At 52.3% G+C, this 24,554-nt stretch carries 21 protein-coding genes; 13 read left to right on the top strand and 8 right to left on the bottom strand.

The window, feature by feature from the left end; all coding sequences use genetic code 11:
- Window positions 1-479: 479 nt before the first annotated feature.
- The 4 genes from Mag101_RS12435 to purM all read right to left on the bottom strand — a co-directional run bounded on the left by Mag101_RS12435 (window position 480) and on the right by purM (window position 4,762).
- The gene (locus Mag101_RS12435) at window positions 480-1,946 is read right to left on the bottom strand and encodes an OmpP1/FadL family transporter (RefSeq protein WP_077405483.1); all 1,467 of its coding nucleotides are present in this window, start codon (window positions 1,944-1,946) and stop codon (window positions 480-482) included.
- 235 nt (window positions 1,947-2,181) lie between these two features.
- A complete protein-coding gene (locus tag Mag101_RS12430) occupies window positions 2,182-2,871 on the bottom strand; it encodes a DUF3108 domain-containing protein (protein ID WP_077408291.1) in 690 nt (229 codons plus the stop codon).
- Window positions 2,872-3,028: 157 nt separating this feature from the next.
- Complete coding sequence (purN, locus tag Mag101_RS12425) at window positions 3,029-3,694, bottom strand: phosphoribosylglycinamide formyltransferase (protein WP_077405480.1); 666 nt, start codon at window positions 3,692-3,694, stop codon at window positions 3,029-3,031.
- Window positions 3,695-3,700: 6 nt separating this feature from the next.
- Entirely contained in the window at window positions 3,701-4,762 is a 1,062-nt protein-coding gene (gene purM, locus Mag101_RS12420; protein ID WP_077405477.1) for a phosphoribosylformylglycinamidine cyclo-ligase, read from the bottom strand.
- Between the two features lie 301 nt (window positions 4,763-5,063).
- Here purM and Mag101_RS12415 point away from each other — a divergent pair, with 301 nt between their 5' ends.
- Together Mag101_RS12415 and hda are read left to right on the top strand one after the other, a co-directional pair.
- Window positions 5,064-6,158 (top strand): DUF2066 domain-containing protein, encoded by a 1,095-nt coding sequence (locus Mag101_RS12415; protein ID WP_232325012.1) that lies wholly within the window; start codon window positions 5,064-5,066, stop codon window positions 6,156-6,158.
- A 5-nt stretch (window positions 6,159-6,163) separates the two neighbouring features.
- Entirely contained in the window at window positions 6,164-6,898 is a 735-nt protein-coding gene (gene hda / locus Mag101_RS12410; protein WP_232325011.1) for a DnaA regulatory inactivator Hda, read from the top strand.
- Here hda and Mag101_RS12405 read toward each other — a convergent pair.
- The 4 genes from Mag101_RS12405 to Mag101_RS12390 form a co-directional block, all read right to left on the bottom strand.
- A complete protein-coding gene (locus Mag101_RS12405) occupies window positions 6,888-8,213 on the bottom strand; it encodes a catalase family protein (protein ID WP_077405471.1) in 1,326 nt (441 codons plus the stop codon). The two genes, hda and Mag101_RS12405, sit on opposite strands and share 11 nt — an antisense overlap.
- Window positions 8,210-10,231, bottom strand: coding sequence for a c-type cytochrome (locus Mag101_RS12400; RefSeq protein WP_077405468.1), 2,022 nt, complete (start codon window positions 10,229-10,231; stop codon window positions 8,210-8,212). Before Mag101_RS12400 ends, Mag101_RS12405 begins: the two co-directional genes overlap by 4 nt.
- A 279-nt stretch (window positions 10,232-10,510) precedes the next feature.
- Window positions 10,511-12,415 carry a DUF885 domain-containing protein gene (locus tag Mag101_RS12395; RefSeq protein WP_077405465.1) on the bottom strand — a complete coding sequence of 635 codons (1,905 nt, stop codon included), beginning with the start codon at window positions 12,413-12,415 and terminating at the stop codon, window positions 10,511-10,513.
- 201 nt (window positions 12,416-12,616) lie between these two features.
- Window positions 12,617-13,198: a superoxide dismutase gene (locus Mag101_RS12390; protein ID WP_010131551.1), complete on the bottom strand. Its 582-nt coding sequence runs from the start codon at window positions 13,196-13,198 to the stop codon at window positions 12,617-12,619.
- 351 nt (window positions 13,199-13,549) lie between these two features.
- Here Mag101_RS12390 and Mag101_RS12385 point away from each other — a divergent pair, with 351 nt between their 5' ends.
- From Mag101_RS12385 to Mag101_RS12335, 11 genes are all read left to right on the top strand, one after another.
- On the top strand, window positions 13,550-14,311 hold the full coding sequence (locus tag Mag101_RS12385; protein ID WP_077405462.1) for a hypothetical protein: 762 nt from the start codon (window positions 13,550-13,552) through the stop codon (window positions 14,309-14,311).
- Window positions 14,312-14,505: 194 nt separating this feature from the next.
- Entirely contained in the window at window positions 14,506-16,014 is a 1,509-nt protein-coding gene (locus Mag101_RS12380; protein WP_077405459.1) for a fumarate hydratase, read from the top strand.
- Window positions 16,015-16,155: 141 nt separating this feature from the next.
- Window positions 16,156-17,013, top strand: a complete 858-nt coding sequence (locus tag Mag101_RS12375; protein WP_077405455.1) for a mechanosensitive ion channel family protein — start codon at window positions 16,156-16,158, stop codon at window positions 17,011-17,013.
- 869 nt (window positions 17,014-17,882) lie between these two features.
- Window positions 17,883-18,248, top strand: a complete 366-nt coding sequence (locus tag Mag101_RS12370) for an SMI1/KNR4 family protein (protein WP_077405452.1) — start codon at window positions 17,883-17,885, stop codon at window positions 18,246-18,248.
- A gap of 179 nt (window positions 18,249-18,427) precedes the next feature.
- Window positions 18,428-18,697 (top strand): hypothetical protein, encoded by a 270-nt coding sequence (locus tag Mag101_RS12365; protein WP_157520371.1) that lies wholly within the window; start codon window positions 18,428-18,430, stop codon window positions 18,695-18,697.
- Window positions 18,698-19,725: 1,028 nt separating this feature from the next.
- Window positions 19,726-20,229 carry a DUF2846 domain-containing protein gene (locus Mag101_RS12360; protein ID WP_077405446.1) on the top strand — a complete coding sequence of 168 codons (504 nt, stop codon included), beginning with the start codon at window positions 19,726-19,728 and terminating at the stop codon, window positions 20,227-20,229.
- A gap of 62 nt (window positions 20,230-20,291) precedes the next feature.
- Window positions 20,292-20,876, top strand: coding sequence for a hypothetical protein (locus Mag101_RS12355; RefSeq protein ID WP_157520369.1), 585 nt, complete (start codon window positions 20,292-20,294; stop codon window positions 20,874-20,876).
- A gap of 44 nt (window positions 20,877-20,920) precedes the next feature.
- Window positions 20,921-22,801, top strand: coding sequence for an ankyrin repeat domain-containing protein (locus tag Mag101_RS12350; protein ID WP_198039985.1), 1,881 nt, complete (start codon window positions 20,921-20,923; stop codon window positions 22,799-22,801).
- Between the two features lie 3 nt (window positions 22,802-22,804).
- Entirely contained in the window at window positions 22,805-23,308 is a 504-nt protein-coding gene (locus tag Mag101_RS12345) for a GNAT family N-acetyltransferase (protein ID WP_077405436.1), read from the top strand.
- A 102-nt stretch (window positions 23,309-23,410) separates the two neighbouring features.
- Window positions 23,411-23,671: a TM2 domain-containing protein gene (locus Mag101_RS12340; RefSeq protein ID WP_077405433.1), complete on the top strand. Its 261-nt coding sequence runs from the start codon at window positions 23,411-23,413 to the stop codon at window positions 23,669-23,671.
- A 415-nt stretch (window positions 23,672-24,086) separates the two neighbouring features.
- Window positions 24,087-24,497, top strand: coding sequence for a hypothetical protein (locus Mag101_RS12335; RefSeq protein WP_077405430.1), 411 nt, complete (start codon window positions 24,087-24,089; stop codon window positions 24,495-24,497).
- The last annotated feature ends 57 nt before the right edge of the window (window positions 24,498-24,554 follow it).

Raw genomic sequence — 24,554 nt, 5'->3', positions numbered from 1 at the left:
CAGACTCCGTGCCAACTTTTTCTGAGATGTGTTTGCCCAGTCGGGAGTTTGGTGGTTTATGGGGGAGGTATATATGGGGTGAGGAAATACTCACATTCGCCAAAGCCCCTGTTTTTATAAGGTTTACTGAACTGCATGCAGCGAAAACTAATTGGCGACAAAGGGCCGTCGGTCCAGCTTGTTACGCTATTCAGGCAAAGGGAATGCTGCGCCACTGCGCCTGGAGTTATGTGTGATCGGGGCTTTGGCCGGTTTGGCTCAGACGACCGTTTCAGTGCAGGGTGGTGAATGTGGGGATAGATTTGGTGCAGGCTATTGAGTGGGGAGAGGCTTAAACGGTGCGCGGGTGGGGTTGTTTTGGTGCGAATGCATACTCACTGTACATTTCTCGTCAGATTTTGTCTGAATGGTTGACCGGGAAATAAAAAGGCCGGGTGTTGCCACCCGGCCTTTTGAACGTTCCAGTACTAATCGAGGGATTAGAAGCTGTAGTTCAGAGATGCACCTACCAGCCAGGCTTCCAGGTTGGTGGTGCCACCGTTAAAGTAGGTGCCGAGACCGATGTCTGGAGTCAGCGGCAGAGCCTGGAACTCCTGGATGGGCTCGTCATCACCCCAGATGTAAGCCAGACCACCATCGACGCTCAGCTGGTCGTTGAACTTGTAGGTGCCGCCGAAGGTAACCCACTGACGATCCGCGTCCGGAATGGACAGGGTGCGCCAGGTTACCGGCAGACCCAAGCCGCCATTCAGGCCCACAGCAGCGGATTCGATGCGGCCATCTTCGTTCAGACCATCGCGTGCTGCACCGTTGTCGTAGGCGTAGCCCACGCGCCAGGTGATTTCTTCACACGGGTAGTATTCCGCACCCAGGCTGTAGCGCCAGCCGCTCTGAAAGTTTTCTTCTTTGATCAGCAGTGGGTTGTAACGATCTACAGGCTCATCGTTGATACGCTGATCCGGGAAGAAGGCTTGCAGGCGCTCGAAGTCGTCCCAGTCGGTCCACAGGGCGCCCATGGCGATGCCCCAGTGCTCATCGAAGCGGTGGTAGATGCCGATTTCCAGAGTGTCGGGAAGGTCCAGAGTCAGTCGAGCGCGCTCATTGTCAAATGGACGTCCATCGACAAAGGAAGGCAGCAGATCGGAATTTACGTCTGCATCAATCTCAGGGCGCAGCTCGGACTGATAGGAAACGCCCACGTGGGTGTGGCCGTCTGCACTGCGCCACAGACCGCCGATGCTCCACCCTACATACCAGTCATCGCCATCGGCGTCGAGGATTTTGGCGTTGGAGACAGGGAAACCTAGCAGCTGCTCCGCAGCATCTTCCAGTACGAAGTTGTTCGGGACTTTGGTCTTCAGTGTGGCGTCGCCATACAGGAAGTTCGCAGACAGCCCGATGCTGAACTGGTTGTTGAAGTCAAACGCAACAGACGGCGCGATGGTGACAGACAGCAGCTCAGTTTTGTCGGAGATGTGGGTTACCGGCCAGCTGGAATTAAAATCGGTCTCCAGGCCGTAGTCGGTATTCATGGCAATACCGAATGACCAGCAGTCGTCTACCGGAATCGCCAGGTAGGCATTGGGTACGAATGCGGAGCTGGCGTAGTCGTCTGCTGTATCGAATACAGACGCGGCCAGCACCGGGCCTTGCTGGGTCAGCAGGTAGTAGTCTGTGGTGCCCGCGGCATCAATTTCCGGGTTTACGTAGGTCACGCCTACGGAGAAAGCCATTTCATTGAACAGCGCAGAACCTGCCGGGTTGCGAGCGAGAATGGCGGCGTTATCACCAATGGCATTTTCCGCGGCAAACGCGCGGCCCAAACCGGAGGTACTGGATTCCTGGAGGGCGAAACCAGCTGCAAATGCGCCACTCGAATAAGTACCGGCGGTTACGGAACAGATCGCTGCGGCTAATGCGGCTTTACGCAGAGTTTTAGTGTTCATGAGGTCCCACTCAATTACTGAAAAGAATGCCAGTTGGTGTGGAAGCCCACTCCGAAACTTGGCTGAGAATCTATTCCGGAAAAAGTTTGCATACAGCAAACATGTTCCTAGTAGATGGAGTCTAGCAGTGTCAAATTTACCTACTAGATAAATGCGGCGTCTTTATAGAGACGAATTGCGGAAAAATCTACGCTTTGACGTAATTTTTTTGGAGAGTGTGGGAAATTTTTAAAAATTATTTTTTGATGGAAATTTCTTTTCCATCAATGAGTAATTTTGTCAGGGTGATCTGGTAGCTTTTGCCATTTTCTTCGCGTTGCATCAGTTTTACGAGTGCATAGTTCCACTCTGGCGCGAACCATATGTTTGTGACGCGCTGTGCACCTTCGTCGCGAATGCGTTGCACCTTTATTGTTTCAATCTCGCCCATTGGTGTTTTGACGGTTTCCTTGCCCGCCACTTCAAATTCGTACTCACGAATTTTTTTTCCGTCGGCCACCAGATACTTCAATGGTTGTTTTCCATTGGCAACGTCAATGGCCAATTGCATCTGATAACTTATCTTGTCTTGAATATTTTCCGGTGCTTTTTCAATGCTGCGGGACTTGTTGTAAATATTGACGACACGTTTTCCGTCATCTTCAAAACTGAGCGCGGTGTGACGATCGCGGCCGAGGCCGGATTTTTGATAATCGTAGTGTTGCGGGATCAGGCGCAGCCCTTTCTGTGCGAAGCGGGAGTACTCTTCAATTTTCGCGAACATGGAGTGTGCGGAAAAATCCAGGCGCCAGCTTTGCGGGTTGCCGCTGAGGGTGCGCTCCGCCTTGACGGCAAAACCGCTGAACTTGGCTTCGTAGGTGGCGGTGAAGGGGAGTAGGACGCGGGGCGCTGCAGGTTGAGCGCTTGTCTCGGCAACACTCGCCAGGCTGCCTAGCAGGAAGGAGGCGAGGACGGTTGTGAAAAAAGGTAAAAGGAAAGAAGTGGACGCAATAGTGCGGGCGCAACGATTCAAGAGATAACCTCCGGCCTGTTATTGGACTTCCATCTATATGGATGGTCTCAGACCGGAAGTTGTACCGGCCCTACAACCGCAACCCGCTGCGAGGTAGTAGCTCTCCGTCGAATTCGGCGCGGTCGCCGACCATGCGAAGACGCCCTTGGGCAAACCACTGGGCCACCTGCGGGTAGATTTTATGTTCCTGCACCAGCACCCGTTGTGCAAGCAACTCTGGCGTATCACCGGTTTCGATGGGGACGGCAGCCTGCAAAATAGGCGGGCCACCATCCAGCTCCTCGGTGACAAAGTGCACGGTGGCGCCATGTTCATCGTCACCCGCTTCCAGTGCACGCTTGTGCGTGTGCAGGCCCTGGTACTTTGGCAGCAAAGATGGATGAATGTTCAATAGCCGTCCACTGTAGTGGCGTACAAAGTCCGGGGTAAGGATGCGCATAAACCCGGCCAGTATGACCAGGTCCGGTTCATAGCTGTCGATGAGCTTGACCATGGCCCGGTCGAAACTGTCGCGGTCGGCGAAGTCCTTGTGGCTCAGAACCTCGGTCGATACACCCGCATTTTGCGCGCGGGTGAGCCCGTAGGCATCGGCTTTGTTACTGATGACGGCTTCAACGGCGTATTCGCATTCCGCGTTTGCCGCTGCATCGAGGAACGTCTGCAGGTTGCTGCCGCTGCCGGAGATAAGGACTACGGCGCGGCACTTGCGCGTTGGAGAAGAGGAATCGGCAGACATATGAGATTACAGGCCCGCCAGCTCAACCGCTTCGCCACCGTCGGCTGCTTCAATGCTGCCGACGATAAAGGCGTCTTCGCCCAGTTCCTGCAGCTTGGCAACGGCCTTGTCTGCCTGCTCAGCGGGCACACAGATCACCATGCCCACACCACAGTTAAAGGTGCGGTACATCTCGCGGCTTTCAATGTTGCCGGCTTCCTGCAGCCAACGGAATACCGGAGGCAGGTCCCAGCTCTTGGTATCGATAACCGCACGGGCGTTGTCCGGCAGTACCCGCGGCAGATTTTCCAGCAGGCCGCCACCGGTAATGTGGCTCAGCGCGTTAACCTGCACTTCCTTCATCAGGGCGAGCAGGCTCTTCACGTAGATACGGGTCGGCGCAATCAGGGATTCGGCCAGGGATTTGCCTTCGAGGTCCTTGTTCAGGTCCGCACCGCTGATTTCCAGCACCTTTCGGATCAGGGAGTAGCCGTTGGAGTGCGGGCCAGAGGCGCCGAGGCCAATTAGCTTGTCGCCGGTCTTAACCTTGCTGCCGTCGATGATTTCGGATTTTTCTACCACGCCCACACAGAAACCTGCCAGGTCGTAGTCTTCACCCTCGTACATGCCGGGCATTTCAGCGGTCTCGCCGCCCACCAGTGCCGCGCCGGCCAGTTCACAGCCTTTGCCGATGCCGGTGACTACGTCGGCTGCAATGTCGACGTTCAGTTTGCCGGTGGCGTAGTAGTCCAGGAAGAACAGAGGTTCTGCGCCGGCCACTACCAGATCGTTGACACACATGGCGACCAGATCGATACCGATGCTGTCGTGGATGCCCAGATCCATAGCCAGGCGCAGTTTGGTGCCGACACCGTCAGTGCCGGACACCAGTACCGGCTCTTTATAACCGCTCGGCAGCTGGCAGAGGGCGCCGAAGCCGCCCAGGCCGCCCATGACCTCCGGGCGCGTGGTGCGCTTGGCCACGTGCTTGATACGCTCAACCAGAGCGTTACCCGCGTCGATATCGACACCGGCGTCTTTATAGTTGAGAGAAGGGCTTGTGGAGGAGTTGGGCTTGGAGTCGCTCATGGTTCAACCTGATAAGGGCCTAGATAAGAAGGGCGCGTATTCTAGTAGAAATTTACCTGAATGTGCGAACTGAAGGCTGGGAGAAACAGCCGACACTGATACAATAGCCGGTAATTGACTGCCGAGGTTCGTCTTCGGCGTGGGAACGCACTGCGCGATTGCCCTCCGCGGCAGAGAATTCTGCTGAGAGATAGCGATCAAATGTGCGCCTAATATGTAATAACATGTCTGGACCAGTATTAACGTCTGTGACTAAACAGTGTCTGTGACATATATAGAGGTAAAAGGGGACCGCGAGCCAATGCCATCGATCATAACCCCCCGGGTATTACTCTGTTTCGCTTTCATGCTGGCGGTACTGCTGGCCCTGCCTGCTTCGGCCCGCGTGATGCCAGACCTCTACGATGTCAGCGAGGCGGTTGCCAGCCGCGGCGCCAGCGACCGGGCGAGTGCCACGGCGCGCGGCCTGGAACGCGTATTTATCCGGGTAACCGGTGACCTGGAAATAGCCCAAGATCCCAAGATCGCACCGGTGCTCCAGCAATCCCAGAAGCTGGTGCAGAGCTACCGCTATGAAAGCGACGGCAACCAGCTCTACCTGAACCTGGCGTTTGACCCGCAGGCGGTGGGCGACCTGGTGCACAAGCTGCAATTGCCGCTGTGGCCCAACAACCGCCCGGGTACTCTGGTGTGGATGGCGGTCGATACCCTGCAGGGCGGACGCGACTCCCTGCGCCAGGAAGACTACCCGGAGCTGTTCGGCCTGCTTGACGGTCTCGCCATGGAGCGCGGCCTGCCTCTCGACTTTCCCGTCATGGATTTGAATGACCAACGCAACATGCCACTGGGCAGCCTGTGGGCACAAGATGAAGGTGCGGCCGAGCGCGCCGGCGTGCGCTACCGCCCGGATGCCACCCTGATGGGGCGCCTGCTCCAGACTTCTGGCCAGCGCTGGCAAGCCAACTGGCTGTTGATCCACGGCGGTCGCAGCTATGCCTTCGACGCCAGTGGTAGCTCTATGGAAGAAGTGGCTCTGCGCGGTGTGAACGGTGCGGCCAATCTGCTGGCTGAGCGCTACGCGGTGCGTAGTTCTGATACCGGCGTAACCAGCGCGGTGCTGGTAGAAATCTCCGGCATTCGCAGCTTCGCCCAGTACTCCGCGGCGACTTCCTACCTGCACGGCTTGGCCCAGGTCAGCAGCGCAGACGTGCTTGCTGTGCATGGCGACCGCCTGACTCTGGCTCTGACCACCAGTACTCAGCTGCAAACCCTGCAGAATCTCCTCTCCCTGAACCGCAACCTGCAGTCGGCCCGAGACGACGGGCTGGTCGACCTCTCCGGCTACCGCGCGCCGCTGGGCAGTGCACAGAATCCGTTGCGATACAGCTGGCAGTAAGATTCGTGGCAGGTAGCAGTCAATCCGGTGGTGTGCCGCAGCAACTCCCTTTAGGAGTTTCCCTGCGCGACGACGCCACCTTTGCCAACTTTTTCCAGTCGCCGGACGATGGCAATCGTCAGGTGGTAGGTATGTTGCAGGCCTTTGCCAGTGGGCAAAGTCCGGAGCAGGCAATGTACCTCTGGGGGGAGTCCGGCAGTGGGGTGACGCATCTGCTGCAATCCGCCTGTCAGGTGGCTGAAGCCACCGGGCGCCGCTTCCAGTACCTGCCGCTGACGGATCTTATTCACGCCGACCCGGAGCAGATTGTCGAAGGATTGGAGAACCTGGATCTCGTCTGTATCGATGACCTGCAGGAGATCGAGGGTGGCGCACACTGGCAGACGGCGCTGTTTCACCTGTACAACCGCCTGCGTGATAGCGGCCGACAGCTGCTGTTGGGCGCGCGTAAGTCACCGCGCGGCCTGAATCTTACCCTGGCGGACCTGCAGTCCCGCCTGCAGTGGGGCCTCACCTTTCAGCTTCATCCCCTCAGCGACAGCGACAAGCTGGGCGCACTGATCCAGCGCAGCAAGTTGCGCGGGTTCGACCTGCCAGAGGATGTGGCCCAATACATTCTGCACCGGGCGCCGCGGGATACCCGCGCTCTGTTCGCCTGCCTGGAGCAACTCGACCGCGCCTCTTTGCAGGCGCAGCGCAAAGTCACCATTCCTTTCGTCAAGCAGGTCCTCAATATTTGACCGCGCCGTAGCCTTCACATTGGCTGCTGACCTCACTGCCATCCTCTGGACGGAAATGCCCATCGAAACACCGCGGTAGCGGCCAGCGTGGCTTGCGAATGCGCAAGCCCTGAGATTCGTCGCAGGCTTGATCATCCCTGTTCAAACACCAGTTGCCCGGCTCCGCTCGCGGTGCGTCATTGCGCTGGTGGCGAAACTGGGAAACCGCGTTGTACACCAGTCGGCGTGCCCGATTCAGACTGCCCAGCGGTTCCCACTCGCCAACACCGCGCCACGGGTTCATCGATAGGTTTTCACAAAAGGTCTGCTGGGCTTCGCCGGTAAATTCCTGCGGTGGAATATGTACGCGTGCCACGGGAATAAATGGAGATTGCGATTCCTGCCAGATCACGGTGCCGTCATCCAGCGGCATGTCTGCCTCGCTCGCTTCTGCAACTTTCGGTTGCAGCATAAATTCAAAGCAGGCACTGCCTGTGTTCAGGGTGTCGGCCATCTGCTCGGTAAGAAAATTGTCGTCACTCTGCTGAACGGTGACAGGGTAGCGGCTGCCAGGACAGGGGCGTGTGGAGAATTTTACCGGGGTATTCCCCAATCGATAGGGCAGCATGGAAAAGTACTGCGCATGCAGTGGATTATTGATGGTTGAGGATACGGTCTGGTAGGCACGCAGGGTTTCGATTGGGTGCAGCCGCGGCGGCCATATGCCCATAAACCAGCCGCCGCGATCCATCTTGGCGAGGTAATGCATATTGTCCGCGTAATCGAAAATATTTCGATTAAAAAACGCCGGCATGTTGGTCATGATGAAATCTTGGTTGGTGCTGCCTGCATCGGCCAGTTCCGGGGCAATGGGCGTGCCCGGAGTATTCATCACTTTCACCGCCATGCCACGGGCGTCACCTTTCCCGTCTGGCTGTACCTGCATGTCGCCATTGGAGAAGCGAATCCACGCGCGGTAGCTGCGGCCGGGTTCACTGAAAATGGAGTGACGGAATTGCGCTGGAATATCGCCGTTGATTTCGAAGTCGGCGCGCACGCAACCGGTGGCTTTGGCGTGGGCATCTCTCCGATACTGATCGCCGTATTGGGGGCTGTTGAGCGCGTGCGCTGCTTTAGAAATCTCCCTTGCCGACTGAATTGCCGACGCAATGGCGGCCTGCTCGGCAGGGGAGATGTCCATTCCCAGTGTATCCAGTTCGGCAGGCTTCACTTCATGCGCGGTTTCTTTAGCAGTAGCGACGAATGTTGTGGAAGCGCAAAAAACTGCGGCGAGTATTGGTGCAATAAAACCTGTGTAGGAGCGCGGCAACTTCATGGTGTTACCTCGCTGTTAACCAGTTGCGGTGCAGCATCGTGGCGGAAGGGCGCGCAGGCCTGGTCGCCGATGGCGCTGGCCGGCGGCTCCGGGTATTGATCCCAGTTTTGCGGGTCGCCACCTAAACGTTCCGAGAAGTCCGGGTTGCCCATTATCTTCAGGTACTCCAGCAGTGCCAGTCGCTCGCCTTCTTTGAAGCGCCGGCCGATACGGCCGGGTACATCGGCATCGGTGAACTGGTGGCCGCTATTGCTGTTACCTTTTTGCGTGGTATCAAATTCGAAATTGCCGCGGCGCATCTCGGTCATATAGCCCAGCTTCCGTGGGTTGTATTCCCGGTGGCCGACACCGAAACGTACCGGGCGAACCTCTCTCGGTGAGAGCAGGTCGTAAATAGTGGGCACCGAGCCGTTATGCAGGAAGGGCGGCGTGGCCCAGACACCGTGCAGCGGCCGAGCCTTGTACGCCGCTTTATTGACGATGCGGAAGGGCACATTCAGCCCGTCGTAATCGGCGACGCCATTGGCGTCGCTGGAAATACCGCTGTTCTCGTAAAGCACCGGTACCAATTCATTGATCAGCAATTGCAAACCGTCGCCGGCATTCACACGACGGTTAACGGCGTCGTCCGGGTCGTTTGGGTTTTTGGCCACCAGTGGACCCGGATCGTAGGTGTGATCGACGAAGTTGTTCGCTGCAGTGGGGTCGGTTCCGATCACCTCCACATCAATCCACGGCACCGCCCAAATAGACTCGCGCCAGTCTTCACGCAGGGGATGGTCTTGTTCGTCATAACTGATCTGGCCCGACATATCCCACTGCCAGTTTACGTCGCGCTGGTTGGTGGGGTTGTCACCGGGATTGGCGGCGACCGCCCACTGGTAAGGTTTGGATGGGTGCGGGCCGTGGCAGTGGGCACACTGGTCGGCGAACAGCTCCTTGCCTTCGCGGGCCTGTGCGAGATCAATTTCACCCAACACATCTTCCGGCCACTTGGGCGGTCGCAGTTTGCGCAGAGTGGTTTCCACGCAATGCATACCCTTCACATCGATGGTGGTTTGGCCGAATTCGCCCTCGGGAAGCAGGTTCCCTTTTTCGTCTACCAGTTTTACTGGCGCCATCACCCCGAGGCCTTCGCCCACGTTCCGTGCCATGGCCTGGTTGGTAAAGCCGGTGTATTGCACCCAGTCAAAACGCCAGATGTCCCACAAAAACGGGTAGCTCACCGGTGCATCTGCCGGCTGATAATTCTCTTCAATATTCAGGTTGTAGCCGAACACCACGTTGCCGATACGTCCAACCGCATCGGTGCGGCCGCGGCCTTCGGCCACCGGGAAGTTTGCATCGCGCCCCGGGCCTTTGGCGAATTCAAAGAAGCGTTTGCGGTATGCGGAAAAGTCCTGCTTTAGCTGCGCCCGTGCCTGTTTATCGTCGCCGGCAACTTCATCGGCAAAGCGCGACCACTTCAGGGGGTTGAACGCTGTTTCCAGCGTGGTGGCGCCCAGGGAGAAAATGAATTCCCCGGGGGCACTTGTGGACATGCCGTGAATAGCCTGGCCGCCATCTACACGCAGCGCGGTACCCTTGTAGTGCAGCTCACCGGTGTGGCACAGGGCGCAGCCCAGGTCCAGGCGCTCGGAATCGTCAAAGATATTCGTGTGGCTGCCCATGCCCACCGGGTAAATACTGCCAGCATTGGATTTGGGGCTGAAGGTGGGGTCGATAATAAAACCCCAGCCTCGCATGTTTTCTTCGCTGGCCAGCTTTTCTTTGGAAAATGGTTGTTCCAATGCCTGCAGCCACTCGAAGTGCAGCCCCTGCAGTTCCGTTCCCTGTGGTGTGTTGTAAAACAGTTGGCGGTCTTCGTCCGTCCACCCCTGATCCAGATAGCGCACCTCAGAAATACGTTCTTCGGTGATATTGGGTTCAAAGAATTTATGCGCGAGGGTGCAGCCAGTCAGCGTGAGCCCGCAAATAGCAGACAGGGCAAGGGGTAACTTGAGACGACGAAAATCCATTTGCGTGTATTCCCAGTGAGAGCAATCGAGTTGTACTGCGGCGGTGGCGGCTTATCAGCGAAGTGCAGAGCGCGACCGCGAAGCGACACATTGTAAATTGCGCCAACGGAAATAAAAGAGGGGAAGGGGGGTGCTACCGCTTAAGGTGCCCAAGAAGTGTAAAAAGAGTGCAAGGACGGATGATTGGGACGAGGGGAGTGTGAATCAATGTCACAAATGGGAGTTTGTCGGCAGTGCTGCCACCGTCACCCGGTGGGGTGACGGCAGCGCACACAGGGCTTAGTTCGCCTGTTTGCTGTTTACCCAGTCGGTAACCAGCTCTTCCAGCACATCCAGTGGTACGGCACCGTTGGCCAGCACCACATCGTGGAACTCGCGGATGTCGAACTTATCACCCAGCTGCTGCTTGGCGTTTTCGCGCAGCTCGAGGATTTTCATCATGCCGATCTTGTAGGCGGTGGCCTGACCAGGCATCACGATGTAGCGTTCAATGGCTTTCACTACATCCTCTTTGGGGTTGGGGCTGTTTTCTGCCAGCCAATCAATGGTTTCCTCGCGGGTCCATTTCTTGCTGTGCAGGCCGGTATCCACCACCAGGCGGCCAGCGCGCCACAGTTCCATCGCCAGGCGGCCGAAGTCGGAGTAGGGGTCCTGGTAGAGACCAATTTCCTTGGGCACCAGTTCGGAGTACAGACCCCAGCCTTCGGTGTACGCGGTGTAACCACCGAACTTGCGGAAGCTCGGAACGTTTTCCAGTTCCTGCATGATGGACAGCTGCATGTGGTGCCCTGGAATGCCTTCGTGGTAAGCGAGCGCTTCCATCTGGTACACCGGCATGCTGCTCATCTTGTACAGGTTGGCGTAGTAGATACCGGGGCGAGAACCGTCCGGCGCCGGACGCTGGTAGAAGGCTTTACCGGCTGATTTTTCACGGAAGGGCTCTACCGCTTTTACGACCAGGTCTGCCTTGGGTTTGGTGATGAACAACTCATCCAGGCGCCCTTTCAGGTTGTCGATCATCGCAGTCGCTTCTTTCAGGTAGCGCTGCTTGCCTTCCTCGGTTTCCGGGTAGTAGAACTGCTTGTCGGTACGCATGAACTCAAAGAATTCCTGCAGCGTGCCTTCAAACTTCACCTTGGCCATGATCTCGCGCATTTCATCGTGAATGCGCTTCACATCTTCAAGACCCTTCTGGTGGATCTCTTCGGCGGTCATATCGGTGGTGGTGTACACGTTCAGACGGTGCTGGTAGAAAGCGTCGCCGTCGGGTAATTTCCAGGCGCCATCGTCGGTGGTGGCTTTCTGTTCCAGTTCGCCCAGGTAGCCGATGAGTTTTTCATAAGCCGGCTTCACGCTGTCGAGCATCGCGGTTTTGGCCTGTTCTACCAGCGCAGTTTTTTCCTCGTCGCTGATTTCCAGCTTGTCCACCTTGCCCTTGAAGTCGGCGTACAGGGTGCTGTCTTCGCCATCGCCATAGGGCGCGCCGGTGATCAGGTTTTGACCGTCGCTGATAATGTACGGGAATACAAACTTGGGCACGATCACGCCCTTGTCGGCGCGCGCCTGCAGGTTTTCGATCAGCTGGTCGAAGTGTGCGGGCAGGGCGTTCAGGCGGGAGATGTAGGCTTCCGCATCGGACGCATCGTCGATGCGATGCTGGTTGATCAGCATGGATGCCACGCTAGTGTGAGCGGCGTACATCTGGTTTACCGGGTAAGTGTGCAGTCGCCACTTCCAGCCCTCGATATTCTGCTCCAGGTTGCGGATGGCAAGGTCCAGAGACAGGCGGGTCGCCTTATCGAGTTTGTTCGGGTCAATCTTCTTCAGCGCTTCCAGCTGGCTCTTATAGATCTCGTGGGTTTCTTTCTCAAATTCTGGCGAGAGGTCGTCCCACTTACCGTAATCCTCTTTCATGCCCAGGAAGGTTTTGAATTCCGGGCTGCGGCTTACGTGTGTCTGGAACTGTTGTTCAAACAGTTCATTGGTCTGCTGGATAACCTCGGCGTCGCCCTCAGATGCCGCGGCACTGGTTGCAGTTTCTGCGCTCTCGGTAGCTGCCTGCTCGGTTACCTGTGCGGTCTCGTTAGCGGCAGTGTTTTTCTGTTGACCGGCTTGTTCACGGTCACAACCTGTCATGGCCAGCGCGCTTATGGCGGCTGCCAGCAGAGTCAGCTTGAGCTTCATGGTATGTCTCAATGTTAATGGATGAAGGGTGGAACGAATTTTTTAGCGTTCAGTGTTTTAACGAGAAGGGGCGCCAGTTGCAAATTTTTGTGGCGTTCTGGTCACTTTTTGCGCGAAGGGTAGTGGGGGAGCAAGGGTGTATCGGAAATAAAAAAACGGGCCCTAAGGCCCGTTTTTCGCATCACTGGGTTGAGTCAGTGATTAGGCAAAGTTCTGGTTCACGAAGTCCCAGTTCAGCAGTGCCCAGAACGCTTCCATGTACTTCGGACGCGCGTTGCGGTAGTCGATGTAGTAGGCGTGTTCCCAAACGTCGCAGGTCAGCAGCGGAGTAACGCTGCTGTCGGTCAGCGGGGTTTCGGCGTTGGAAGTGTTTACGATGGCAACGGAGCCGTCGGACTTCTTCACCAGCCAGGTCCAGCCAGAACCGAAGTTGTTCACAGCACTTGCGGTGAATTCTTCTTTGAACTTGTCGAAGGAACCGAAAGCGGCGTTAATGGCTTCAGCCACGGCGCCAGTGGCTGCGCCGCCACCGTTAGGGCTCAGGCAGTTCCAGTAGAAGGTGTGGTTCCAGATCTGGGCTGCGTTGTTGAAAACACCACCGGAGGAGGACTTGATCACTTCTTCCAGGGATTTGTCAGCTTCCGGGGTGCCGTCCAGCAGGCCGTTCAGCTTGTCGACGTAGGTCTTGTGGTGTTTGCCGTAGTGGTATTCCAGGGTTTCCTGGGAGATGTGCGGCTGCAGTGCGTCCATAGCATAGGGGAGTTCGGGCAGAACGTGTGCCATGTGGTATTCCTTCCTTTGTCTGGGACCCATACCGACCCAAGTACGGTAGTAGGTCAGTTATTGATGGGCCGCATTCTACACCTGCTTGATGTCATTATTAAGCCATCGGGCAGGTCAAAAGACTGCATTTGGGGTCTAACACACGACGATTTTTCTGTGGATAAGCCAATTCACCACAATTGAGCCTCGATGACGGCTCGGTCGTGGATTGTGCGACGGCGGGGTTTTCCTCCGGGTATGTCCTATTCTGATAACTGGACCCGCTTACTTTTTCGTCAATTTTTGGTATAACTGCCGCAGTTTTCATCTTTACATTCGGTCGCCCAGACCGAGCCAACGCAGGACAACAGCATGCAACGCAGAGAGCCCACATTTGATGGCAACAGTTCATCCTCTATGGACCCTCAGATCCCGAACGGTCCCATTGGTGGCCGTCGACACGCCCCTGCCCAGCCGACCGCGCCGTCTGCGGCACCTGCTGAAGAGGCCAGTGGTGGTGGCGGTTCTTCGTTCCTCGCCATTGTTGCGCTGATGCTGGCACTGGCCGGTCTCGGTGGTGCGGGCTTCCTGTATACCCAGTGGCAAGCCACGGTCGCGCAGCTGAAAGATGCCGATGCCCGTATCGTGCAGCTGGAGAAGCGCTTTGAAATGTCCGGTGAAGAGTCTGCCGCGTCAGTAGAAGTACTGAATGCGAAGGTTAAAGAAAACGCCTCCGAGATCCGCAAGCTGTGGGGTGTTTCTTACGATACCAACCGTAAGAGCATTGCCGCTAACAAGGCATCTGCAGCCTCTGCCAAGAAAGAAGTAAACGCACTGGCCAAGAAAGTCAGTAGCGTTGAGACCACAGTTAAGAAACTGGTTGGTCTGGAATCCGAGATTGCTACCCTGAAGGCGTCGACGGTGAACGCTTCCCGCGAGACCAAAGACAAGGTGGCCAGCCTGGAGCGTCAGCTGAACTCTGTACGTTCTGACCTGACCGCGCGCGTGGGCGCGAACGAAGAAGCAGTGGAGTCCATCGACAGCTACCGCCGCACCGTGAACAAGGACCTGGTCCAGCTGCGCGACGCCATCCGGAGCCTGCAGTCCAGCTCCAGCACTGCCTCGGCACCCTGATCTGAGGTAACGGCTTAAAATCAGCGATTAGCGGCGAACTTCTTCGCCGCTAATCGTTCTCATTCCTATATGGCTCGCTGGATTTCCACAAAGAAATTCGCTCTCCGCATCTCCTACCTGCGTCCTATCCAACACCCGAAGATAATTCGTGTAAAATCGCCGCCTTCGAGACGAGACGACAACCGGAGCCGGCAATGACGATTATCCGCCAGGACGACCTGATCGACAGCGTGGCCGACGCGCTGCAGTTCATTTCTTATTACCACCCACAGGACTTTATTCAGGCCCTGAATCAGGCTTACGAAAAAGAAGCCAATCCCGCGGCGAAAGACGCCATGGCCCAGATCCTGATTAATTCCCGCATGTGTGCCCAGGGCCACCGCCCCATCTGTCAGGACACCGGTATTGTGACCGTGAAACTGAAAGTGGGTATGAATGTGCAGTGGGAAGCGGACATGAGCGTGACCGACATGGTCAACGAAGGTGTGCGCCGCGCCTACAACAACCCCGACAACGTCCTGCGCGCTTCCATCTTGGAAGACCCGGATGGTGCCCGTAAGAACACCGGCGACAACACACCGGCGGTTATCCACTACGAAATCGTGCCCGGCGACAACGTCGACGTATACGTAGCGGCCAAGGGCGGCGGTAGTGAGGCGAAAAGTAAATTCGCCATGCTGAACCCATCCGACTCCGTGGTGGACTGGGTACTGGAAATGGTGCCCAAGATGGGCGCTGGCTGGTGTCCGCCCGGCATGCTGGGTATTGGTGTTGGCGGTACCGCCGAGAAAGCCATGCTGCTGGCAAAAGAATCCCTGCTGGACCCGATCGACATCCAGGACCTGCAGGAGCGCGGTGCCTCTAATCGTGCCGAAGAACTGCGCCTGGAACTGTTCGACAAGGTCAACAAGCTCGGCATCGGTGCCCAGGGCCTTGGCGGCCTCACCACCGTGCTGGATGTGAAAGTGAAAGACTTCGCAACCCACGCGGCGAACAAAGCGGTTGCCATCATTCCGAACTGCGCGGCTACTCGTCACACCCACTTCACCCTGAATGGTTCCGGTGCAGCGCATCAGACTCCGCCGAAGCTGGAAGACTGGCCGGAAATTACCCGCGCAGCCGGCGGTAACACTCGCCGTGTGAACCTCGACGAAGTGACTGCGGAAGACGTACTGGAATGGCAGCCCGGTGACACCCTGCTGCTCAACGGCAAGATGCTGACCGGCCGGGATGCGGCGCACAAGAAAATGGTAGACATCCTGGCCAAGGGTGAGAAACTGCCGGTGGATCTGACCGGCCGCTTTATCTACTACGTGGGCCCGGTTGACCCGGTACGCGAAGAAGTTGTTGGCCCGGCGGGCCCAACGACCGCAACCCGTATGGACAAGTTCACCCGCACCATGCTGGAAGAAACCGGCCTGCTGGGCATGATCGGTAAAGCCGAGCGCGGCCCCACCGCCATCGAGGCGATTCGCGATAACAAAGCGGTGTACCTGATGGCCGTGGGCGGTGCTGCATACTTGGTAGCGCAAGCGATCAAGGATGCCAAGGTTATTGCCTTCCCGGAACTGGGAATGGAAGCTATCTACGAATTTGAAGTAGAAGACATGCCGGTAACCGTTGCGGTAGATAGCCAGGGCGAATCGGTGCACAACACCGGCCCAGTTATCTGGAAGCACAAGATCGAAGAGGGTAGCGTGTAGACCGTAAAAGGTTCTCCGCTTTCGTGAAAACGGCGCCCTAGGGCGCCGTTTTTTTATTTCTGGATACACATACAACACTAACCCGATGGCGGTTAGGCGTTATGACTTAACTCAGTACTATCTTTTGGGTTTGACCAAACAATGAATCTACTCCCCGTGTTGCAGCAGCTACTGCAAAACAAATTGGTTATTTCTGCGCTGGTGGTCGCGGTAATCCTGTTGCTGCGATTTACCTTGAGCTGGATCTTCTCACGCCAAAGGCAGTGGGAAAAACAAAGCCGTCGGCGCAGAATCAATACCGTACACAACCTCAGCAACCTGCTGTTGGTTATTGGTGTGATCATCGTATGGGCGCCGGAAATCCGTGAGTTCGCGATTTCCATCGCCGCATTTTCGGTTGCGATCGTTTTTGCACTGAGAGAGTTGGTGCAGAGCCTCGTCGGTAAAATTTACCAGGCGAGTATGCGTTCCTTTCAGGTTGGCGACTGGATAAAAGTCGGTGACCAATTCGGTGAAGTCATTGATAGCGACTGGTTGAGTACCACATTGCTCGAAATTGACCCGCATGGGCTAGGTAATGGGTACACCGGCATTACCTTGTATATGCCCAACAATGTGTTCTTTACCAAGCCGGTAAAGAACCTGAACTTTATGCGCCGCTATATCGAGCACAGTTTCTCCATCGTACGGGAAAACAACCGCGGTAACCCGTTCGCCGCCAAGCGGTTCCTAGAAGAACGTATTCTTGAATACAGTGAAAGCTTTATTGATGTCGCAGCGCGTTATTGTCAGATGATTGAGCATCGTACCGGTGTGGAGCTTGCGGGAACCGACCCAAAGGTAAGCATCGCTACCAATGAACATGGGCACGATGTTGTCAGCATCACCATATTTTGCCCGCGTGAACAGGCACATGAGATCGAGCAGCGTGTTACTGAAGACTTCTACGATTTTTGGTACAGCGGGCCTCAGACTGAAACTACGGTGAAAACTGACTGACGATAACCAATAAGAAATGTGGGATGCAAAAAAGCGAATAGAACGCTATTGCGCTGCTCGATTAAAAATTTTAATGGCTTTATTACGATAGGCGACTTACCAGGGAAGGTAACTCCTACTTTTATACACGCGATCCTCCGCAAATATCACGTTGCAAGCAATCCCGATAATGCACAAACATTGTGCATGATTTCTAGGTGTTCTCATGTTCAGCAGCCTATGGCTTATATTTCCAGATTGAAGTAGGCTAACTGTCTGATTTATAAGGCTATGTATAACAACAAAAGAGCCCGATGAATCCTGGAAATAATAGCCATGGACTTCTTTTGGTATTTGCGTATAACGCCAAACAAATGCTAACTCTCTGATTTTAAAGGGGGTAGCTTCTTTGGCGTCTTGTTAGCTCTGTAAATAGAAGCCATCTACAACAAAAGACCAAGGCTTATGAATAAAACTGTTAGATTTGGTCGGGGGCGGAGTACTTGGCCTTTTAATGATAAAGTATTTTACGAGCTGTATGTAAATACAGTATGGAAATAATAACTAAACATATACAGTGGTATTTATTCTAAAAGGAAGATGACGATCAAAAATTTTTCGTGTTACCGTGAAGCGCTGCTTCCGCACGCAAGCACGAGTGGTTGCGGACGTAAGCCTCTCTTCACGGCAAGGAATTTTGTCGCATCTACTATCCCTTTCAGTAGAAACTCCACTTTCATACCGTTCGTTAAGTTCTGCTTAAGCAGAGGCAAGTAGGGCCGGAGATGGCGATAAACGAATACAGTTCGCTCCGGCTAAAATCTAACAAGTCGCCGAACGATACCCTGCGAAAAGCGCAGGGATCGTTGGCTAATCTTTAGGCGGTAAGAATGAGCGACGAGCACTACGAGGATTTCTTGGCGACTATCGGAGTAGTATCCGCAAATTATCATTCGATTTATGCGGGAGATACTCTAGTCTCGCTAACTCTAAATTTTTGGAGTTGGGATGAGGTTCTGGATGGAATCGAAAAAAGAAATGAGTGGCAAGTTTCAGATAATCTCATTCCATTTTATGGTGATTGGCATAATTTGTACTGCCTAGATATTAGTGATGGGAAAATTCTTTCTCTAAATGATGCGCGAGAGATTGAGTTTCAATGGGAAGATACAGCTAGCTTTAAGTCTAGTTTGTCAACTAAAGAAGTTGAATCCTCTGCGAATGTCAGGGTTATAAGTGGCCGGCTCGAATTTTAGTGGGGGCTCCCCAGTCACGCCTAACAAGGCCAGGCAATGTGCTCCGGGCCTGCGGCCCTCCGCGGGACAGCTTACCTTGTGCACCTTTTGCGCAGGTCGCTCTGCTCCCATTTTCGTGCAAAAAGCGCACAAGGTAAGCTGCCCCTGCTGGCGGCGTTATGTGTCAGGGAAACTACACCTTGATTTATGAGTACATACCTAAAGTATTAGTGTTTGGGGTGGGAGTTTCGTCTTTTCTGATTTTGCTCTTCATCGTGGCATTCTCAAAGCCAGGATCACGCTTTGTAATAAAAGGGTCGATCTGGCATAAAGACGCTGCTAGAGAAAGAATAGTGCCAGAGCAATTTGAGAAATTTTGGTTGCTTGTTCAAGTACAAAAATTTAGTTTTTGGGGGCTGGTCGGTTGGGCTTTCATTGCGCTTTTGGCAAGAGTGGTTGGTCACACATAACAAGGCCGGGCAATTTGCTCCGGGCCTTCGGCCCTCCGCGGGACAGCTTACCTTGTGCACCTTTTGCGCAGGTCGCTTTGCTCCCATTTTTGCGCAAAATGCGCACAAGGTAAGCTGCCCCTGCCGGCGGCGTTATTGGTGCCGGTAGGTTTTTTTCGTTTATTCGAGGTTGCTGAAGTTTCATTACCTCAAAATAGCATCCGGCATTGAGCTAGTTTGGCTGGTTGCTATTCAAGTATGTTCGTTCCTAGAGTGTTCGATCAGGCCCGGTAGAGGAAGGCAATCCAGAGCATTTCCCTGGAGTGCCAGTAAGATAAAAAATAGTTGGGGGAAGTGCGGTATTCTTTCCTCGTAAATTTAGGCAGTGGCCAGCCAAGCCGTGGCTGGCAGAGTGCTAGTAGTGGGTTCAGAGTGCGGCCGCAATAACGAGGCTAGGCAGGATCGCCCAGCCCCTTCGGGGCTCGGCTGGGACAACCTACGCTGCGCTCCGGCTGCCCCTGCTAGCGGCGTTATGCTTCGGGCCCTATTTTCGATGACATGTAGATTAGTATCGCTCTTAGTGTTCGTTTGTATGCAATCTGCATGTACTCCATTTCCTTATGATCGAGTCCAAGAGCGTCGCGCAAACTCTATAGCTGTAGAAGACCTCACTGGTGCCGCTTACCATGAATTTACAGCCTCTGCATGTGTCAAACCAAAGCAATGTGGCGATATAGTTTCATTTAGGTGTGGCATTGCTCCAGAAGAGAATGTTTTCTTCTACAGAGTATCTACAGAACGAAAGATGGCTATATGCCAGATGAGTGATATTGAAAGATGCGTACCGGATCTGTGGGAGTGCAATGACAGCTTCTGAAAAGCATAACAAGCGCAAGCAAGTTGCTTCGGCCCTCTGGGCCTCCGCGGGACGCCCAACGCTATGCACCTTTTGTGCTGGTCGCTGCGACCCCATTTTTGCACAAAAGGTGCATAGCATTGGTCGCCCCTGTTGCGGGCGTTAGAAATATAATGAAATATCGAGGAAAAAAATGAAGAAATTAGCGATAGCGATACTTGCAATGCTTCTCAGCGGTTGTATATCGACAGTGGCGAAAGGGCCAGTATTCTCTGGGCTAGATGAAGCGAAAGAGTCAAAATCTGTTGTTTATATATACAAAAAATATTCAGATGATGGCGTGACCGCGTGCCTTAAATTTTTACTTAACGAAGCGGAGCATGGATGTCTTTGGGGGCAAGGGTTTCTGCGTGCGGAGGTGTCACCCGGAGAGCAAGAGTTAGCGCTTCAAACTAATGCTTTCATGGGACCTAGATTAATTGAATACAAGTTCACTGCGGAGCCAGGAAAAACGTATTTTTACGAGTTCATTTTTACTAGCGGCAACGTAACTGATGATGCTCTTGCTATCAAAAAGGTCGGCTTAGGATTAAGCGCTGGTCGAACTCATGTGTTTTCTTCTGGTGCGCATGCGCTTTACCAAAAGGAAACAGAGGTAGCTATAAAGGACTTAGTGCCACTTAAAGAGTCCATTTGATTTCTAACAATCACAGGCAGTAAAGCTACGGCCCTACGAGCCTCCGCGGGACAGCTTACCTTGTGCACATTTTGCGCTGGTCGCTACGCTCCCATTTTTGCGCAAAATGCGCACAAGGTAAGCTGCCCCTGCTGTGGGCGTTAAACCAACCAGTAAGTATGACGAGAAGCAAAGAATTAAATAATGTAATCATGCTCTTGATGTGCGTGCTCATGGGCTATCTATGCGTGGATACATGGAAAATGTCGATGCTCGAGATAACTGATAATAACCTCCTTTCTATATCAAAAAAGGCAGAGTATGTTCATTGCCGTGATGGTCTAGCGAAACGGAAATTGGAGCTTTCTGGTCGCCATTGGGTCTCGACCTCTGCAATACCTCATGACGAACCATGTACTGCCTACGCTGAGTTCTTGGAGCGAAATGATTTCGAGATAACATATAAAGTGTACGATCAGCATGTTGTTAGCATTGAGAGCAAAACTGAAGTCTTCATGAGCTTTACGGATTGGATTAGTTATATGAATTGGTTTCGCTACATAATGGCATTCATGTTCCTGGTCTTACTGCTGGGATTCTTTGTGCAAATTGGTCGTAGGTTTAACAATTCAAAGCAAGCCGACGCGCTGTCACGCGCGTCTGTTTGAAGCGTAAAATGCCTACGGATAGTTCAGTGCATATGAAGAGTTCAATGCAAAAAGTTTTCACCTTCACCTTGTTATTTTTTACTTGTTTCAGTTTTTCGGTTAGAGGGGAAACATTTAAACCCTATATAATTGAATCAAGCGATAGTGATGTTTGTAATCTAGCGCTTAATCACTATAGCGAACTTTTTAAGTCTAAGCAGAGAAGTACCGAAGGGCTCAAAAAATCTAAGGGGGTTACATTCCCTGAGTTTTCCTTACGAGAAGTTTCAAATGGTCGAGGAAATTTAAAAACAGCGATCGTTGATTTTTATGGCTCACAAAAGATGTATGTATTCCATGAGCGTTCACACAGTTGGCGTGGTGATATATATACTGGCTATATTATTGAGTCCGAAGAAATAGACGTTTTAGAAAGCCACTTAATAGAAAGAAAAACAGATGTTTTTGTACCTTTTTATCCAATGGGTGCCTTGGCGTATGGTTCTGATTTTTCGTGGTGGGAAAACCTCCCATTTCAATTTAAAGATAAATGGTATGTTTTAACTGACTATGGCGACTTTCATCGTCACAACTCGCAAAGAAGTGTGTACCAAATTCAGCAAGATGGATCATCAAAAAATGTTTGCACAGTAAAGATATTTCAGAATTTTGATGATGGCGTGAAAGAGTCACTACCATTGTTTACAGCATATAAGCGTTCTGTTGAACAAATTGTGTTATCTGATGGAGATTGTGGGACTTCTCGACCTGAAGTAGCAGCTAGGTGGAGTGGTCAATTTTTTTCTTCAATGGCAATAATTAGGCCTTGGGCAATTGAGCCAACATGGAAAAGTACGAAAAATAGTTGGGATGCAGCAAGAATTGAATTCCAGCAGAAGCACTTTGAAGATTGGAAATATCAAGATATCTGGAGTTATAGAGAGCATGCTACAAATAAAAACTTAATGTTTGATGCAATTGCAGAGCTAAAAAATCATTATGTTTCTAATTACTCCTATTCAGAGCCTGAAGCCTATGAACATGCATCTAAAATTATTCAATCTATACCTGGTAGATATTATTCGCTAGGAGTTTATTATAACCAAGACAAAGATTTTTCGATTTTTCAACAAATGGTGGATGGAACTTACAATAACTGGGAAAGTATTAATCAGGATTTGAAACTCAAATACGGCAGTGTTCCACTTGTTGCGCTTTCGTTAATGGTAGACTCTCCTCGAGCCTATGAAATGCTACCTTCTACTATTAGTCAAAGCTCAATTGAATCTTTTTACAAGAAAGATGTTTTAATGTTTGCTGCTCACATGAATAATTTTGATTCAGTAAAATATTTGCTCGATTCTGGTTGGCCTGTAGATAAAGTAACTAGCCATGACTCAGGATATTCATGTGGTTCTAAATTAGAGCGTCTTAATAGGAGTGCTCTGACTTACGCAGCTGAAAATGCTTCTATTGAAGTTATGCGACTTTTGGTTGATGCAGGAGCAGATGTTAAAATCAAAGATAGTAAGGGAAATAACCTCGACTACTATCTCAACTTAAATCCTAGATTTTCAGCGGAAGAAAAAATGTCTGGATTTGAGAGCGTGTTAAAAACATATTCAAAACTAAAAGATATAAAACCAAGTTATTCGTGTGACGGGAAGCTTAACCGTCTGGAAAAAGCGATATGTAATAGTGCAGGCCTTTCGATTTATGATCGTGAGCTGAGCAAAGGTTATCGAGATATTATTGCAAGCAATAATTTAACTATTGATATAAAATCGAGTCAAATTTCATGGTTAAAGAGAAGGAATTCAGAATGCAAAATTTATTCAACAGATGAACAGCTTAATGCTTGCTTGGCACGAACAACCAGGGCTCGGATAAGATATTTAGAGTCTATACAATCGGCACTTAACAAGTCATTGCAACAGGACAAATAACAGTTGGCTTTTGCTCCTGCGTCGCATATTTTAGCCAACAGTTATTTGCCTCTGAATGAGGCGCTAGGCATAAAGCGCACCCACGAAATTACAAAAGAGCTAAACCCAACCGTTAGTGAGCTCAATACCCTTTCAGATGGTATCGCCGAGTTTACTGAAAAGTACATCGGGTCGGAAAACCGCCAGGAGCTGACATTCTTCGCTAGGGGTATAGAAGATAATGTAGTTGGTGGTGTTAAGGGTAGTTATGGGAACTATAGCTGGTTATGGATTGATACCCTGTGGGTATCGAGCTCTGTTCGCGGAAAGGGGCTCGGAGCTAAGCTGCTGGCTACTATAGAATCTGAAGCACGCAGAAACGGCTGCCGCTATTCATATCTTAATACCTTTAGTTTTAGTGCAGCAGAGTTCTATAAAAAGTATGGATACCGCGTTTACGCTGAGCTCGATGATTTTCCGGAGCGCCACAGTGTTCTTTGTCTAAAAAAGAAGCTGATCTCTGGCTAGAAAGTTTTATGTTGTCGATTGTCAGAGGGCTGGGTTGATGACTGTTATAGGCCTTAGGTGATGATTGCGGCGCCATCGCTCAGTTTAAGAAAGGAGAAATCTATGAGTTCAGCTACGGAAGGAAGAATTGTCTCAGATAGTAATGCGCAGAAAAGAAGCGACTTAAATATATTTCTTATGCTGGTTCTCTCATTTTTTCTGGGAGTTTTCGGTGCGCATCGGTTTTATGCTCAGCGCTATTTGTCAGCGATTATTCAATTACTGACATTGGGTGGCTTAGGTATTTGGGCTTTGGTTGACTTTATTATTATTGCTTTCGGCGAGTTTAAGGATTCTTATGGCTATAAGGTTCGATACCCGTAGGTGTAGCGCAGAAGTTTGTGGTCAAATAATAAGATCGGAGAATATACCGGTCTTTAGTGGGTTTTCCTCTAAATAATAAAAAGGAGTTCCAAATGGAACAGGTTCAGAAAGGGGTTGTAGCTGGAAGTGATCGCAATGAATCCGTAGGCTTTACTAGGGAACCTATATATGGAAAATTTTCCATATTTTTGCTCGGCGTTATTTTTATAACAGTAATGCCTCATTACTCAAAGATTTCAAGTCCATCTGAAGCGGTACCATTAAATTTTATCATCCACGCTGCCCTGTATCTGGGGTGGTATATTTTGTTCAGTGTGCAATGCAACTTTGTGCAATCGCGGAGGCTAAACCTGCATAGAAATCTTGGCTATGCAAGTATCGTTTCTTTGTCCTGCTCCAGGTCAGCGGTATTGAAATGCTAGTCGAAGTGATGAAAAGCAATGATCAGTTCAAGCTGAGCCTGATATGGGGGATTCTCCACACGATACTTTTCTTTTCTGCGTTCTATCTCGCGGCTCTAATTGCTAGAAGCGATGTCCATACTCATAAGCGTCTTATGCTTCTGGCATCATTAAGCATGGTCTCTGCATCTATCACACGCGTCGCCTACCTACCTGGCGTTCCTGTTGATGGTACGGCTCTCGTTTTACTGAGTACATATGGATTGTTGGTTGCCCCTGTGTTGATTGACCGTTTCAAGTTTGGTGCTGTGCACCCGGTCTTTAAATGGACTATTCCGCTCTACATCAGTACACAGATCATTTGTATCGCTGTATTGCCAGGAACAGAGCTGGGTAAGTTGATTGCGTTCCCCTTCGCTTCATGAGAAGTAGAAATATTGGATGACCTGAATGGGGATGCTGTTTTTTCGTGTTAGAGAGTG

The organism is Microbulbifer agarilyticus (assembly GCF_001999945.1).
In the GTDB taxonomy this organism is placed as follows: Bacteria; Pseudomonadota; Gammaproteobacteria; order Pseudomonadales; family Cellvibrionaceae; genus Microbulbifer; species Microbulbifer agarilyticus_A.
Note: the sequence above shows the minus strand (reverse complement) of the source record. Positions and strands in the feature narration are given on the sequence as shown.

Coding starts and splice junctions, on each gene's coding strand:
- Mag101_RS12435 (WP_077405483.1), bottom strand. CDS start 1,946: ATGAACACTAAAACTCTGCGTAAAGCCGCATTAGCCGCAGCGATCTGT.
- purN (WP_077405480.1), bottom strand. CDS start 3,694: ATGTCTGCCGATTCCTCTTCTCCAACGCGCAAGTGCCGCGCCGTAGTC.
- purM (WP_077405477.1), bottom strand. CDS start 4,762: ATGAGCGACTCCAAGCCCAACTCCTCCACAAGCCCTTCTCTCAACTAT.
- Mag101_RS12415 (WP_232325012.1), top strand. CDS start 5,064: ATGCCATCGATCATAACCCCCCGGGTATTACTCTGTTTCGCTTTCATG.
- Mag101_RS12405 (WP_077405471.1), bottom strand. CDS start 8,213: ATGAAGTTGCCGCGCTCCTACACAGGTTTTATTGCACCAATACTCGCC.
- Mag101_RS12400 (WP_077405468.1), bottom strand. CDS start 10,231: ATGGATTTTCGTCGTCTCAAGTTACCCCTTGCCCTGTCTGCTATTTGC.
- Mag101_RS12395 (WP_077405465.1), bottom strand. CDS start 12,415: ATGAAGCTCAAGCTGACTCTGCTGGCAGCCGCCATAAGCGCGCTGGCC.
- Mag101_RS12390 (WP_010131551.1), bottom strand. CDS start 13,198: ATGGCACACGTTCTGCCCGAACTCCCCTATGCTATGGACGCACTGCAG.
- Mag101_RS12385 (WP_077405462.1), top strand. CDS start 13,550: ATGCAACGCAGAGAGCCCACATTTGATGGCAACAGTTCATCCTCTATG.
- Mag101_RS12380 (WP_077405459.1), top strand. CDS start 14,506: ATGACGATTATCCGCCAGGACGACCTGATCGACAGCGTGGCCGACGCG.
- Mag101_RS12375 (WP_077405455.1), top strand. CDS start 16,156: ATGAATCTACTCCCCGTGTTGCAGCAGCTACTGCAAAACAAATTGGTT.
- Mag101_RS12370 (WP_077405452.1), top strand. CDS start 17,883: ATGAGCGACGAGCACTACGAGGATTTCTTGGCGACTATCGGAGTAGTA.
- Mag101_RS12360 (WP_077405446.1), top strand. CDS start 19,726: ATGAAGAAATTAGCGATAGCGATACTTGCAATGCTTCTCAGCGGTTGT.
- Mag101_RS12350 (WP_198039985.1), top strand. CDS start 20,921: ATGCAAAAAGTTTTCACCTTCACCTTGTTATTTTTTACTTGTTTCAGT.
- Mag101_RS12340 (WP_077405433.1), top strand. CDS start 23,411: ATGAGTTCAGCTACGGAAGGAAGAATTGTCTCAGATAGTAATGCGCAG.
- Mag101_RS12335 (WP_077405430.1), top strand. CDS start 24,087: ATGCTAGTCGAAGTGATGAAAAGCAATGATCAGTTCAAGCTGAGCCTG.